This window comes from Glycomyces tritici (genome assembly GCF_030403505.1).
In genome coordinates this window covers 17,064-31,577 of the sequence record NZ_JAUEMJ010000007.1, presented here as the reverse complement: position 1 = coordinate 31,577, position 14,514 = coordinate 17,064, and the positions used below count along the sequence as shown (strand labels likewise).

The following is a 14,514-nucleotide window of genomic DNA, read 5'->3' as shown; positions in this document are numbered from 1 at the left end:
GCGAGCACCGGCAGCAGCACCGAGGCCTTCGTGAATCTCCAGGAGACCACCAACTCCTCAGCGGGGAGACTCAGACATCTGGATCGAACCCCATGCGGGGTCCTCCGTACCTGTGAGCATATTCCATCCACTGGGGGGGGTATGTGTGTATAGCCGGTTGAAGCGGGCCTGGCTGAAGATTTCAGACTCACGGAGAGACGTATTTTCGAAATCAGACCTCTCACAGAACACAGTCTTATTGAAGCTTGTGTCTGCACTTGCGGTGAATTTTGCATTCTTGAATCTAGCCTCGCTACCAAAATACACTTCCATGAAGGTCGCGTGACTCTCGAATTCTACATTTTCAAAGGTTGCCACACTCTTTACTCGTGCCGAATGGAAAGAAGCGATTGCATCAAACCGCGCATTTTTGAATGATGCGCTAGTCTCAAACCTAGTCGAGTTGAAGTACGATCTTCCGTCGAACTCGACGCCGGTGAACTCAGCATCTTGCCCGAACGAACCGTACATGAAGAGTGCATCTTGCCTGAAGTGCGCCCAGCTGAACACGGCACTTTGAAGAAATTCGACTCGTTGATATTGTGCGCTTCCCTCAAAGATGGCCTTAAAGAAGTTTGCACCAGCCATGAACTTAGCTTCGGTAAAGACGACATTCCCTACGAATCTAGTTTCTTCAAAATTTGGCCTTCCGATAAATTTCGCCTGTGCGAAATCCGCATTTCGCAGCTCGGCTCCATTGAAATCAATACGATCAAGAACTGCCCCAGAGAGATTCATTCGAGTATGCTCCCAGAAGCCTCCGGGATGCTTACGTTGATTGAGGTGGCGTTGGAGAATCTCTTGGGCCACGAGTCGAACGTGTTGTTCTTCAGATGAAGTACTGCCGATGATTGCTAGCTGAAATTCCTCTAGACGGGATTGTTTCTCGACCTCGCTTCTTACGCGAGGCATCCTTAGATACGCGCAGATTTCATCGAGAACAATCTGTCGAAGTTCCGGGTGAAGGTCACCGAGTCTTTCAAGATTGTGAAGACCGCCTATTCGGACTGCGGGACTTTCGGACCCAAGCTGCTCGACAGCCTTGATGCGCAGCTCCGTAATCCGTCGCTGTTGGGCGTCATTTTGCATTGACGCCGACTCGAGTTCTTTATGTTGTTGCTGCCTTTCCCCTTGGCGCTGGCGATGGAAAGCCAGAAGGAGCGCCAAGATGCCGACGGCACCTGCCCCTGCCGTCAATGCGTAGCGAATGGCAGATATCCGCAATTTCGCCGTCTCGATGACAAAAGTCTCATCAGACTGTGTTGCATCGGGTATTTGAAACAGGACAAGAACATATGTGACTACGATAGTGACGAGAACCGCGCAGACCGCTGCCAACGCTACCCACCAAGGGAGTAGGCGAATCTTGTCCAGAGGTGGCGGTTGATCATGATTCAACGCTGCGCCCTTGTCGGACCTAGTGATTGGAGGGTCCGCCGTCACTCGCGGGCCGGACCCGACCTCGTCATCCTTGTCACCTTGCGCTGAGGCTGCGATGCCGACGCCGAGCCCGGCCCAAGCAGTATCAACGCCGCCATCATCACCTTGGCCTTCGTCGTCGTCCACGTACAGGTCCTCGGCGTCTGGCGAGTACAGGCCGACGCTCCACACCAGCAGCGGCGGCCCTTTGTGCCCGGGAGGTCCGTACAGGGTGATGCTGTGGTGCTCGCCTTCGGCGTAGTCCGGCGGGAACAGACCAAGGCTCATAGCACGCGCACCGAGCTCATATGTGTCGAGTTCATCGGCCGCCGCGCGCAGCTCGGCGAGCTGCACCGCATCGGTGGTCACGATGTAGCGCTCGTAATCATTCACTGCGCTTCAACGCCTCTCCAGTCCCTCGGTACGTGTTGAGCTGGTAGCTGCCATCTTCGCCTTCCACCCGAACGTGGAGGGTATACCCCGGCGGCAGGACCTTTGGCAAGTTCTCATGGCACCCGTTGGGGTCGGGCCGGCGGTAGCCGCCGCAAGTGGGGATGTTCAACCACAGGGTCATGACCATAGTTGTCGTCTTGCGCATGTACGCCGCGACGCCGCCTTCGATATGCCACGAAGTCGCGACCTCGCGCAGCCGCCATTCGTCTTTCAGGTCCGGTGTGTCATAGACGCGGTCGCCGCTCAACGGCCTCAACGGTTGGCGCAACACCGGCTTTCCGGCCCCGTCGTACAGCAGACCCAGGGCGGACGTGCGCCCCTTCACGTTGCGGGGCCAACCTTCGCGCCGAATCGCCTCCACGCGAGCAGGATCACGGGCCTTCGGGTCGTAGGACGGTGCCGAGGATGCGCCGGCCGCTCCGGACGCCTCGTCAACACTTGCCATCCTGGCTCCAACCCTCGGGGAATGACATCCTACGAGATTCGGCCCACCCGCTGAAAAGCACAGTCTGCGGCGGCACCTAGGGGCAAGATTGAGGGCGGCGGAGACTCTCCGGGGCCATCGCGCGCAGCGGTTGAAGAACTCGCCGACTTCGCGCACCGATCCGCGCCCCAGACAGGAAAGCCAAACGCAGTACTATGCCAGCCCGGTCACCAGAGGGTCGTTTGGAAGTGTCGGTCTTCCGGTGGTGACTTCGGGACACGGGATCCTCGGCATTGCGGGCAGTCAGTTCCTCTGCCGGTTCGCCGGTTAACGGCCGCTTCCCATTCGTGTCCCTTCGTGCACCGCCACCACATGACCCGGTTCGAGAACGGGCGCAGCCGCTCCGGGGTCCAGTCGCCGTTCAAGTCGGCCGCGAACTCTGCAGCAATCTCAGGGAACCTATCTGCGAGGCTGTGTCCCGGGGCCGCCGAGTTCGATTCGTGACGGGTTTTGAGAATGCAAGAACGGCATCCAGTTCCTTCCGCTCGCGAACGTGCGACTGGGGACGCCTGCCACCGGTGTCTGCATGTCGGGCACCGCCACCACACCAAGGTTCGCGACTCCTTGCGGACCTCCTCAGGCCCTTTAGGGTTCGCTTCGCGGTCCCACTGGTCGATGAGGTCGGGTCGGGCCGCGGCGAACGATGCGACGTGTGCCCGTTCAGCATGGTAGATGGCCCACCGGTCCTGCCGTTCGCATTCGGGGCAGGAGGCGCCCCCGGTCGTTCGGGACGACAGGAGCGACGAGGTCTCGTGCCCGCGCTCGCACAACCAGTGCACGGTGACGTTCGCTGCAGGGACGAGGTTCCATGGGGTGAGCTCGCCGTTCTTGGTTGGATGCCAGTTGGGCACGATTCTCGGGAACAGTTCGGCGGCCGATCCACCTGGCGGTGGAGTCCGATGCCCGCGTTTGTCAGCGAACACGCATGTGCGGCAGCCTCCTCGCTGCTTGGTGCGGCTGCGAACCGACGACTCCCACTCACGTCCGCAGTCTGGGCATTGCCACCACACGCGGTAGTCACTCGTGATCTTGTAATCCCGGGGTGTGCGCCCTTCGTTGCGCGTCGGGTGCCACGCGGCGGCGATTTCCGGATCCGCCGCGAGGGAGTCTTCGAACTCGGCCGGGCGGTACCGCAGGGGCGCGTCCAGCTTCCGGCATTCCTTGCAGCCGGCGCCTTTGATGGTCCGGTCGGCCACTTTCTGGACCCAGGTGTGCCCGCGCGCGCACCGCCACCAGATCTTCCACTGTGATGCGGGCATGAAGTCCGCGCCGGTGCGGCCCTCGTTCAAGTCCGCGGCCACTTCAGCGCTGATCGCCGGGTGCCGGTCCGTGAGGCTCTGCCCCGGCGGCGGCGGTTTCGGCTGTTTCCGCTTCGCTTGCTTGCAGGTCGCGCAGCCAGGCCCGGAACCGTTCGCGCGGCCGGCGACCGCGGCTTGCCATTGGTGTCCGCAGGAGTGGCAGCGCCACCACACTCGCTCTTGTGCACCGGACCCATACGCCTCGGGCCCTGTCCCGTTAGCGGCAATATCCCAGTCACAAACTAGTTCGGGATGGTCGGTCGCCAGCGAACGCTGCACGCGGCACTCGTAGTCGGCGGCAGCGGCATCTGCACCCAGGCGAATCCTGGCCGCCAAGTATTCTCCAGCGTTCACGGGATACCCGAGGCTGGCCAGGTGCGCGAGCAGGAGATGCGCCGTCTCCAGGACAGTAGCGGTGATTGTGATGCCTAGGTCCTGGTCAGTGAGAGCCTCAAGACCTTGACGGACGCGAACGACCGTCCATCCGAGAGCGATCAGGTGCGCGGTCTTCTCGCTGTCACGCGTTTGACTGGTTCGGTGGTACAGGTGCCCGTCGAACTCGACGGCAAGGTGCCATTCGGGGACTGCAATGTCGACCTGACGCCACCGGCTTCCTTCAGGAAGTCGCAGGTCGTGCACGACGGGGCACCCGGCTGCGCGGAGTTCATGAAATAGTTCGATTTCAAACCGAGACGTGCCTTGCGGAATGCATTTGGGGCAGCGTGTGTTCTGGCCAGTCCGCATTGCCGGGGAGGTCTGCCATTCATGACCTCGCGGGCACTGCCACCATATGGATCGTTTGGACACTGCGGGAAGAATGTCGGTTGGGGCGAGGCCCCCGTTACGGGTCGGGTGCCATTCAGCGGCGACATCGGGGCGGACGTCGGCAAGGCTTCTCCCCGGGGGAGGATTGCGGAAGCCGAATCGTGCCCGACTTGCGCATTGCGGGCATCCCCGTGGGTTGACCGATTTGTTCCGGTTGGAGACGTACGCTTCCCATTCATGTGCGCACTCGGGGCAGGTCCACCAAGCTTTCGCGTTCCAACAGGCGGGTATGTCAGCTGGCGTCATGTCCCCGTTCTTAACCGGGTGCCATTGTGCTGCCAAGGCGGGGTTGTCCAGCGCGAGGTTCGGGCGGCGGGCTCGTGGGTCTGCCATGGCGACACCGTAGAGCATGGGTACGACATCTGGCATTTCGCGCTTCTCGGCGGCGACGCAGAGGATTACCTCGACGTCGCGACCGAGCGGCGGAGATCGACCTGAACGAGAATGCATACAAGGCTAGGGGGGTTCCTCGGGCACAGTAGGCAAACACGAACCCTGTTATGACGGATCATGCTGGGGTTTTGGTGGGCGTTCCATATCGCCATGCCCGGCGAGCGGCCAGATGCGGCTCGCGTCGCCCCCGCCGGCACCTATGTCGCGAGTGGAGGGCCTGGCCGTTTCGCCCACCAAGCACCGGCCCGGCCACCCTCAATCGTCGCCGCGGTTCAATGCCGCGAACAGCAGGATCGCAATGAGGAACAGTGCGGCGGCGATGGCGAGACCTACGCCGAGCATGACGGGCACCCACAGGGTCCCGCGAGCGCCCGGTTGCCACGTCTTCACGGAGAACAGCAGGCTGAACGTGCCGATCACCATCAACAGCAGCAGCAATCCGACGTCCAGGAACGACGCGAACCCGGTGAACGCAGGACGGAGCAGCGTTTCGGCTGAATCGGGGATGAGGAACGCGTAGATGCCAGTCGGGACCGGCAGATGCGTGAAGACGGGCGTGACCTTCCAGGTAACTGCGAACCAGTGTCCGAAGGTCGGGTCGAGCACGGCAGCGGTCGCTACCATGGAGCCCGCGACACCGACACCGGCGGCAAGGTCGGCGCTTTTGCCTTGGGTGGCACCGGCATTGACCGCAGCGGCGACCGGCAGGCACACGATGCGGCCGATCTGCCCGAACAGTGCCGTGAACAGACCGGCGGCTACCAGAAACACCGCGACGACGGCGATAACGCGGCCGATGAACCCGAACACGGGGGCGACGAGGGCGACAATCCATTCGATGCCCGCGACCAGACCTGCCCAGGCCACAGCGAAGGCGTGCGCGATGAGGGCGAGAAGCCCGTCAAGCCAACCTGCGGCGAGCACACCGGCGACCACCGCTACAGCAGCTACGACGAGAAGCGCACCGATCCAGCGTCGGCCTTGCGTCAGCGCGAGGATGAGTCTGACGAGGATCCTCCCGATGTAGACGACAGCGGCGATGGCGGCGACGACCATGACGGCGACAAGGATCCACAAGAGGATCCGCGTCACCCATGGTGCGATCCAGGCGATGAAGTCCATGACGTACCCGGCGATACGCCACGCCGCCCACAGGAGCCAGCCGATCCAGGCGGCGATGGGGATACCGATGAGCCCGAGCAGGCCGGCGAGGACGGTGATCTGGATCGGTCGCGGGCTGCGTGCACGGGCGGAGCGGATGAGCGCCGCGATCCACATCAGCGGCAGCGCGAACAGCGCGAGCTGGAGACACAGGCGGCCGGTGCCGCTGTAGGAAGCGATCGTCAGGGCGTCCGCCCACTGCCCGGCAGTTTCCCGAAGGAACGCGAGCGAACGGTCCACGTAGGTCGGCCCGCTATCGATGCGGGCAATGATCACAAGCAGGTTCGGGATCGAGGCCATGGCGTACAAGGCACCAGCAAGGACGTAGACCACGCCGAGCACGACGAGGATCCGCACTGGCGGAAGATCGAAGAAGGGCCGGGCGGACGGGTTTGGCATGGACATCGGGCACTCCTGGCTCCCGCGCGGCGGGGTGGAGGGGCGGGGTGCAGCGGAGTGGGACGCTGTACATGGACCGTATAGGCCATGCACTTGAGTCAGTGTCCACCAGCGACTGATGTCGGGCAGATCGGTCACGCACCGCGCGGATTCATCCGTTCGAAGGACCACCGTCGCACATCGTGTCGCACCATGTTGAGAAGCACTGCTGCCGTTGGGGCACGCGACTACCGATAGCTGCACGGCCGTTTGCGCGCCCCTCAGCTGCAACAGCGCGGTCACGTCATCTGGAGGTTCTCTACCACGTCCTCTCCGCCCCGGCCGCAAACCCAGTTCAGTGGCGGTGAAGGTTACGAACCCACACGCGCTCGCCAGACGGCCCTGACATGCTGTGACCAGGCCCGATTCAAGAAGATCTCCTGTTATCGACCTCAGTACTGAGGTCCGCCTCAGGCTGCAAGGCGCGTGGGTTCGGCTCCTGCCCGGGTCATGTCACAGACCCATACGCCCCTGAACTGGCGAACACGACTCTTCTTTCCTTGTCCAGGCGACGTACGACAGGGACGGCAACGAGCTCAACGCCGAGACGATCTCCGCGTGAACACCCCGCTCCTCCCCCGGCCACGACCGCCACCAGACCCTTCCGAACCTCCGTGGTCTGTAGGTAGCATCGCTTCCGGCCAGACCACCGGTACGGCCCTACTACTCCAACTGGCAGAGAGAGCGGACTCAAAACCCGCACAGTCTGGGTTCGAATCCCAGGTAGGGCACCCTACGTTTACTGCGTTTCCGTAGGTGGCCGTTGGGGACCCGTTCTCCTTGCGGCGCTGCCATGCTTACGGTATGAACGCCCCCCTCGCCCTGCGTCTCTCCCGGAAGCGACGCCGCGATCTCTGCGGGTTCCCCTCGTATCTTCCGAGCAGCCCCGACCAGTTCATGAGTGACCTGCCGCTCCTTCGCGAAACGCTCGAAGGGCCGGAGGCACGCCTCATCGAGGGCAGCTGGTACGCCGGCCGCGCCACCACCAAGTGGCATCTCAAGTCACGCCATCCCATTGTCTATGTGATGTATTTCGAAGTCAACACTCGCTGGTGCTGCCGTAGCGTGCTTGCCGAGTCGCGTCGGCCCATCCTCTTCGGGATCCCGTTCCCGCAGGTTCCGATCGAGCGCTCGCACGACGCGGACGATCTCCTGAGGCGCGAGCCCTTCGGTCTGCGACCTCGCTTCACTGGCTGGTTGCCGCAACCGATCGAGCGATTGCGGGGCTGGCTCTCGGCCGCCGAGGAGTACCTGTCTCAGGAGCGTCAGATTTTGGCGGACCTAAGTGAATGGGCCGCAGAAGCCGCACTGCTCGATTATCGGAAGCCTTCGCATGCGGACCGCATCGCGAGAGCGGTCCCCGCGCAGCGCCGCGCGATGGAGCGGTTGAACGAGGCCGGCGATGCGTATGCGCCAGTGCTCGAAGACATCGAGGACGCCCGGTGCGGGGCGCCCGCCTCTCTAGCCGACCCCTCGGAGCGGCTGCTGCGGTGGGCGAACCAACGCGTCTGGCTGGTCGTCAACGACGGACACCGAATTCACGTCTACCATGTGGACGCGTTGCCGGACCGCCCGATACCGAAGTACTGGGACGCTTCGGAAGTGGACTACATGGGGGACGCTCACCAGCTCGTGCACCTGCCTGACCTAGGCCGGCGGCACCTGACGACCGAAGCGAGCGGGGAGACCCTCGAAGTGGTCTGGGACCGGGCCTCCGTCGAGCACTGCGATCGGGAGCTCGCCGAACTCTGGAAGGATCTCGACGCGGAGCACGATCTGCCGAGCGGCTTCGCCTCTCTCTGGAAGGCGTTCTACGGGTATGACTTCGAAGTCGCCTACGGCTGGAACGGCCGCGGAACGCGCTCTTCAGGAATCGAGCCGCAGCCGACGAGCCATGTGTGGTATGGAAGCGGAGGCGTCGGCGGCGGCGGGGATGCCGGTGGCTGCGGCGGCGTATGAGCCCTCAGCCCTCTGCGCCGGGGCGGCTCGGCGCAGCCCAAAGCGCGAGGTCGACTTGGAAGCCCAGTCGTCCGATCATCGCGGCCGTGGCCGCAGGCGGTTCGGCCCCGACCGGTGCGGTCGGATCGTCATCGGGGCGGTGGTGGATGAACCGGCCCCCGATGCGCTCGCAGAAGTCGGCGTACTCGTTGGTGTACAAGAGGAACGTGTGCCAACCGAGGTCGACCTCCGCCGAGGGCGCGAGCGGCCGGGGCGCGTTCGCGCACGCGGCGACGAACGCCAGCGCCTGGTCCATGATTCGCGCGGCAGTGCGTTCGTCCCGACCGTAGTCGAGCACGATCCTGCGGCACAGCCGCTCGAACAGTGCCGGATCGATGAGCTCCCGGCCGGTCTGCGGGGGCGTCGTTTCAGGAACATCTCGGCCTCCTCATGCTCCCCTCAACCGTAACGTGGGCGACTGGTTCGCTCCTCGGGATTGTCGTCCGGTCAGGACCTGTCAAGCGGAGCTGCTATTCGGTCACGTAGCTTGCGTACGTTGGGCTTTCGGAGCAGTGAGGGCGACGAGCCCGGCGCCCAGGAGCGCGGCGATGAGGGACCCGGCGAGCACGCCGATCTTCGCCTCGGCAGTCAGCAGCTCGGTGCCTTCACCGCGGAAGGCGAGCTCGGTGATGAACAGCGCCACCGTGAACCCGATCCCGGCGACCGCCGCGATGCCGACCAGCAGCGGCCAGCTCGTGCCGGTCGGCAGGCGGCCCGCGCCCGTCTTCACCGCGATCCACGTCGCGAGCGTGATGCCGACCGTCTTGCCCAGCACGAGCCCGAGGACGATGCCGAGGGTGACCGCCGACGTCGCGGCCGTGGCGAGCAGGTCGCCTGAGAGCACCACCCCGGCGTTGGCGAGCGCGAACAGCGGGAGCACCACGAACGAGGAGAACGGGTGGTTGGCCGCCTGGAGCCGGTCGGTCGGCGCGAGCGCGTCGCGGCGCAACCGCACGACCTGCTCGGTCTCCTCTGCCGTGAGCCCTTCCTTGGCCAGCTCCTGGGCCCGGGCGTGCGCGGCGGCCGGATCGAACAGGGGCTTGGCGGCGATGATCAGGCCCATGATGACGCCCGCGATGGTGGCGTGGACACCGGATTCGAGCATCGCCAACCACAGCGCGGTGCCGACGACGAGGTAGACCGGCGCGGACCAGACGTTGAGCAGGCGCAGCCCGATCGCGATCACCAGGATGACCCCGGCCGCGGCGAGCCAGCCCATCGAGACCTCCTCGGTGTAGAACACAGCGATCACCGCGATCGCGCCCAGGTCGTCCACAATTGCGAGCGTAAGGAGGAACACCCTTGCCGCCGCGGGGATCCGGGATCCGAACAGGGCGAGAACACCGACGGCGAACGCGATGTCGGTGGCCATCGGGACACCCCAGCCGCCGGCGCCCGCGCCGCCGGCGTTGAACGCCGCGTAGATGATCGCGGGGACGGCCATGCCGCCGATCGCGCCCGCGATCGGGGCGACCGCGTTGCGGAGGCTCCGCAGTTCACCGGAGACGATCTCGCTCTTGATCTCCATGCCCACCACGAAGAAGAAGATCGCCATGAGCCCGTCGTTGATCCAGTCGCGCAGCGAGTGGTACAGCTCGAAACCGCCGATGTGCAGGCTGATGTCCAGGCCCCACAACCACTCGTACGAGGCGGCCCACGGCGAGTTCGCCCAGACCATCGCGATGACCGCGCACGCCAGCAGCACGATCCCCGAAGCGGGCTCGATATGGAGGAACGCGGCGGCCGGGCGCCCGACGAAACGGGCGAGCGGCTTGCTGGAATAGAGGAACGCCGGGCGCGAACGCCACAACGGCGAGGTCCAGGGCTCTTTCGTGGACTGCACGGGCAGGAACTCCGATCAGAGGGCAGGATCATTTCCCGCCGACCAGACTTCCCGGCACACCAGGCCACACCCTACCCCAGACGCATCGCCGCCCCGACACCGTCGGTTACCGGTGGTATCGCGTGGGATTACTCCATCGCGCTGCGCATCAGCGGCATCGGCAGAAGCGCTTGGCCCCGAGCCGGTAGCGGGCCCGCTCGGGCGGGGGTTCTTGTGTCAATCCGAATTACAGTTTATGCTGAAATTCATGGCACATGATGTAAGTAGTGAATCGTCTTTGAAGCAGCCCTCCGAGGGTGATGCGCCCTCGCATGATGAGCTGCTCGACTGGGTTGAGCGGGTCGCGATGTTCCTCGCGAACGACGGAGTGCCGCCAATCGCGGGACGGGTGCTCGGCTGGCTGATGGTCTGCGAGCCCGCCGAGCAGTCGGCCGGCCAGATCAGCGAGGCGATCGGGGCCAGCCGGGCATCACTGACGACGAACATGCGCGTGCTGATGACCGTCGGATTCATCGAGCGGCGGACGCGGCCGGGCGAACGCACGGGCTACTACCGACTCAGGGACGGCGCTTGGGAAACGGTGGTGCGCCGCCAGATCGCCTCACTCGTGTCATTCCGCGAGGTCGCCGCCGACGGCCTGACACTACTGGGCACTGAAAGCACACGCGCCGACCGCGTGCGCGAAGCGCAGAACGTTTTCGACTGGATGGCCGAGGTCTTCGAACAAGCCCCGCCACCTGAGCGCAAGGGAGACAAGCGATGAGCGGTTCGGCAATTGTCGTTGGAGCGGGCATCGGCGGGCTGGCCGCTGCGATCGGCCTGCGCCGCATCGGCTGGGACGTGACCGTGCTGGAGCGCTCGCCCGAAGTGGGCGAGATCGGGGCCGGGATGTCGCAGGCGCCCAACGCCCTGCGCGCGTTGGACGCGCTCGGTGTCGGTGACCGGGCGCGTGCAGCGGGGACGCCGTTCTTCGCCACGACCAACCTCCGCGACCCCTCAGGCGGTCATCTGATGCGCGCCCCCTCGGGGGGCCCGCATCCGCTGCTGGGCTTCCATCGCGCGGACCTGCATGGCGTACTCCGCGATGCCGTTCCGCCGGAGTCGATCCGGACAGGAATGAAAGTGACCGGCTTCGCGCAGAACGCGGAGCAGGCCGAAGTCCAGACCGAGTCCGAGACGTTCAGCGCCGACCTGGTCGTCGCCGCTGACGGCGTCCACAGCACCGCCCGCAGACTCCTGTGGCCGGACACGCCCGATCCCGCGTTCTGGAACTACACCGTCTGGCGCGGCATCGCCGACCTCGACCTGGCCGCGAATGAGGGATGCATGACCCTCGGCGCGGACCGGTACTTCTTGACGATGCCGCTGACCCGGAGCCGGGTCTACTGGGCGCTCGGCGCCCAGGCGGAGGCCCCCCGTGTCCGGTATCCGGACGAGCGGGAAGCGGTCCGCGAGCGGGTCGCCGACTGGCATGGCCTGGTCCACGGACTCCTGGACGCGACGCCGGTCGATCGGGTGCTGCACCACGACATCACCGATCTCGACCATGCCCCCTTGCCGACTTTCGTGAACGGCCGCATCGCGTTGCTGGGCGATGCGGCGCATCCGATGAGTCCGGATCTGGGTCAGGGTGCGGGCATGGCGATCGAGGACGCCGTCGTACTGGCCGCGGCCCTCGCCGAGACCCGCGATGCGGTAACGGCGCTCGCGCGATATGACCGGGAACGGCGACCGCGCGCGCAGTGGGTAGCGAAAGCCGCCCATAAGAACGGCCACGACGCGCTCATGGGCAGCGCGCTGAACCGGCGCCTTCTGTCACTGACGTTGCGGCTCATGACGCCGGCGGTGTTCGCCAAGGTCTCTGCGCAGGCGCTCGATCGCCTCTGGGGTTGGCAGCCTCCCGCCCTGCCCGGCCGCTAACACCGGACCTTCGTAAATCCATATGTTTTCTTGACGCTTCCCCTCGGCGGCATATCCAAGCGCGCCGACTGCATCTAGCTGGTGGTTTACGTCATCACGGTTCGCGCGTCAGGGAAAAGGCGGCCGAGCATAATCAGCGCTTGTGAGACGAGCTCTGCGACATCCGGCGCGACTGGTGCCCCTGGCCTTCCTGGCGTTCATCCTCGCTGGGGCGGGACTGCTCATGCTGCCGGTGTCCACCGAGACCCCGGAGGCCGCGCCGCCGTTGACGGCGCTGTTCACGTCGGTGTCGGCGGTGTGCGTGACCGGGCTGGTCGTCGTCGACACCTCGACCTACTGGTCCGGATTCGGCGAAGCCGTCATCACGGTGCTCATCCAAGTCGGCGGTTTCGGCATCATCACGGCCGCGACCTTGTTGGGAATTCTGACCGTGGGGCGGATGCGGTTGAGCAACCGCCTGCTGGCGGCGAGCGAGAACCAGGCGTTGAGCCTGGGCGACATCGGCGCGGTCGTGCGGCGAGTCGCAGTGATCACCGTGTCCGTCGAGGCGGTCGTGGCATTGGCGTTGTTCCTGCGGTTCCGCTACTACTACGACTTCCCGGTCGGGAAGGCGCTGTGGTACGGGGTCTTCCACTCGGTCTCCTCGTTCAACAACGCCGGGTTCGGCCTCGAGGCCGACAGCCTCATGCAGTGGGTGACCGATCCGTTCGTGACGGCCCCGGTGACCGCGGCATTGATCATCGGCGGCATCGGATTTCCCGTGATCGTGGAAGTGCTGCGCAAATCCCGCCTGACGCGCGCGATGCGCGGCGACCGGCGCCGCCGACCCATCCCGGGCTGGTCGGTGCACACCAAACTGACGATGGTGACCACCGGGGTCCTCTTGGCCGTGGGCTTCGCCGCCTACGCGGTCTTCGAGTGGACCAACCCGGCCACGCTCGGGCCGATGAACGTCGGCGAGAAGCTCTGGGCGGCGTTCGTCGCGGGCGCCATGCCCCGCACGGCGGGCTTCAACAACCTCCCGATGGCCGACCTGACACATGAGACGTGGATGGTCACCGACGCACTGATGTTCATCGGCGGCGGCTCCTCCAGCACCGCCGGCGGCATCAAGGTCACCACATTCGTGCTGCTGGCGGTGGTCATCTGGTCGGAGATCCGGGGCGAACCCGACGTCGCGGTGTTCGGCCGCAAGATCCCCGGTTCGACACAGCGCCAGGCACTGACCGTGGCACTCTTGGGCGTCGCGATCGTCGCGGTCGGGACCGCGCTGGTCATGATCGAGACCGAGTTCTCCTTGGATCAGGTGCTGTTCGAGTCGATCTCGGCGTTCGCGACCGTGGGCCTGTCGACCGGCATCACCGCCGCGCTGCCGCCGTTCAGCCAACTGGTGATGATCGTTCTCATGTTCGCCGGCAGGGTCGGCATCGTCTCGCTCGCGACCGCGCTCGCGCTGCGCAGTCGGCACCGTCTCTACTCCTTCCCCGAGGAGCGCCCGCTGGTCGGCTAGGCGTCGGACCCATGCGCTCGCGTGACCGCACCCACACTCCATGAATGATTTCTTGACGGTTCTGTAAGTTCAATATTTACTGAACTTATTGTACTTGCGGAACTTCGTGAGTGCGGTTCCCCGGAAGGAGCACGTCATGGAACTGGTCACCGAGTTCTTCGAATGGGCCTGGCCCCGCCACCTCAACCCCATCAGCTGGTACATCCGCCCGCTGTTCTTCATCCCCATCGCGCTCTTCGCCTGGCGCCGCCAAGGCTGGTGGATGAGCCTCTCGATAGTCGCAATGCTCTCGAGCTTCTTCTGGTTCCCGGAACCGGCCGAAGTGGACCCGGCCGCACAGGCCATCCTCGACATGGAGGCCGAGCTGTTCGCCCAGCCCAGCTGGCAGACCGTGATCAGCCTCGGCACTATCCCGATCTTCCTCGGCGGCCTCGTGTGGGCCTTCTGGCGCCACTCGATCGGGATCGGCTTGTGGGTCGTCAACGTCGGCGTCGCCTACAAGGCCGCCTGGGTGTGGGTCAACACCGACTTCGCCGGCTTCATGCACGTCGTCCCGATCTACGCCATCGCCCTCCTGGTCATCAACGCCCTCACCATAGGTTTCGCCAAGTGGCGCAAGATCCCGCTCTACCCGGATCGGAACGTCGAGAAGCAGGCGGCCGAGGCTTGAAGCGCCCGAGCGGGGTGAACCCGCAAGCCGGTTCACCCCGCTTTTCACGTTCACCGATGAAGG

At 64.8% G+C, this 14,514-nt stretch carries 11 protein-coding genes, 1 tRNA gene and 2 pseudogenes; 7 read left to right on the top strand and 7 right to left on the bottom strand.

The features are described from left to right. Window positions 1–57: 57 nt before the first annotated feature. From QWI33_RS20605 to QWI33_RS29450, 3 genes and pseudogenes are all read right to left on the bottom strand, one after another. Entirely contained in the window at window positions 58–1,851 is a 1,794-nt protein-coding gene (locus QWI33_RS20605) for a pentapeptide repeat-containing protein (protein WP_289958288.1), read from the bottom strand. Beyond that, window positions 1,844–2,356 (bottom strand): DddA-like double-stranded DNA deaminase toxin, encoded by a 513-nt coding sequence (locus QWI33_RS20600; protein WP_289958289.1) that lies wholly within the window; start codon window positions 2,354–2,356, stop codon window positions 1,844–1,846. The genes QWI33_RS20605 and QWI33_RS20600 overlap by 8 nt, the downstream gene beginning before the upstream one ends. 206 nt (window positions 2,357–2,562) lie before the next feature. Then, window positions 2,563–3,927 (bottom strand): annotated as a pseudogene (locus QWI33_RS29450) (zinc-ribbon domain-containing protein); the annotation flags it as partial. Between the two features lie 225 nt (window positions 3,928–4,152). Between QWI33_RS29450 and QWI33_RS20595 the strand changes: the two are divergent. Beyond that, complete coding sequence (locus tag QWI33_RS20595; RefSeq protein ID WP_289958290.1) at window positions 4,153–4,368, top strand: hypothetical protein; 216 nt, start codon at window positions 4,153–4,155, stop codon at window positions 4,366–4,368. A gap of 45 nt (window positions 4,369–4,413) precedes the next feature. On the opposite strand, the pseudogene QWI33_RS29445 reads toward QWI33_RS20595, so the two are convergent. Next, a pseudogene (locus QWI33_RS29445) lies at window positions 4,414–4,851 on the bottom strand (zinc-ribbon domain-containing protein); the annotation flags it as partial. 315 nt (window positions 4,852–5,166) lie between these two features. After that, window positions 5,167–6,477, bottom strand: coding sequence for a hypothetical protein (locus tag QWI33_RS20590; protein WP_289958291.1), 1,311 nt, complete (start codon window positions 6,475–6,477; stop codon window positions 5,167–5,169). A gap of 690 nt (window positions 6,478–7,167) precedes the next feature. Between QWI33_RS20590 and QWI33_RS20585 the strand changes: the two genes are divergently transcribed. Beyond that, window positions 7,168–7,241, top strand: a tRNA-Leu gene (locus QWI33_RS20585). 73 nt (window positions 7,242–7,314) lie between these two features. Then, window positions 7,315–8,469, top strand: coding sequence for a hypothetical protein (locus QWI33_RS20580; protein ID WP_289958292.1), 1,155 nt, complete (start codon window positions 7,315–7,317; stop codon window positions 8,467–8,469). Between the two features lie 4 nt (window positions 8,470–8,473). Here QWI33_RS20580 and QWI33_RS20575 read toward each other — a convergent pair whose 3' ends face one another. Together QWI33_RS20575 and nhaA are read right to left on the bottom strand one after the other, a co-directional pair. Next, on the bottom strand, window positions 8,474–8,806 hold the full coding sequence (locus QWI33_RS20575; protein ID WP_289958293.1) for a glycine-rich domain-containing protein: 333 nt from the start codon (window positions 8,804–8,806) through the stop codon (window positions 8,474–8,476). Between the two features lie 180 nt (window positions 8,807–8,986). Further along, window positions 8,987–10,351, bottom strand: coding sequence for a Na+/H+ antiporter NhaA (nhaA, locus tag QWI33_RS20570; RefSeq protein WP_289958294.1), 1,365 nt, complete (start codon window positions 10,349–10,351; stop codon window positions 8,987–8,989). Between the two features lie 235 nt (window positions 10,352–10,586). Between nhaA and QWI33_RS20565 the strand changes: the two genes are divergently transcribed. From QWI33_RS20565 to QWI33_RS20550, 4 genes are all read left to right on the top strand, one after another. Further along, the gene (locus tag QWI33_RS20565; protein WP_289958295.1) at window positions 10,587–11,114 is read left to right on the top strand and encodes a GbsR/MarR family transcriptional regulator; all 528 of its coding nucleotides are present in this window, start codon (window positions 10,587–10,589) and stop codon (window positions 11,112–11,114) included. Then, window positions 11,111–12,271 carry an FAD-dependent monooxygenase gene (locus QWI33_RS20560; protein ID WP_289958296.1) on the top strand — a complete coding sequence of 387 codons (1,161 nt, stop codon included), beginning with the start codon at window positions 11,111–11,113 and terminating at the stop codon, window positions 12,269–12,271. Before QWI33_RS20565 ends, QWI33_RS20560 begins: the two co-directional genes overlap by 4 nt. Before the next feature lie 142 nt (window positions 12,272–12,413). After that, complete coding sequence (locus QWI33_RS20555; protein WP_289958297.1) at window positions 12,414–13,781, top strand: TrkH family potassium uptake protein; 1,368 nt, start codon at window positions 12,414–12,416, stop codon at window positions 13,779–13,781. Window positions 13,782–13,917: 136 nt separating this feature from the next. Continuing rightward, a complete protein-coding gene (locus QWI33_RS20550; protein WP_289958298.1) occupies window positions 13,918–14,451 on the top strand; it encodes a hypothetical protein in 534 nt (177 codons plus the stop codon). Window positions 14,452–14,514: the final 63 nt, after the last annotated feature.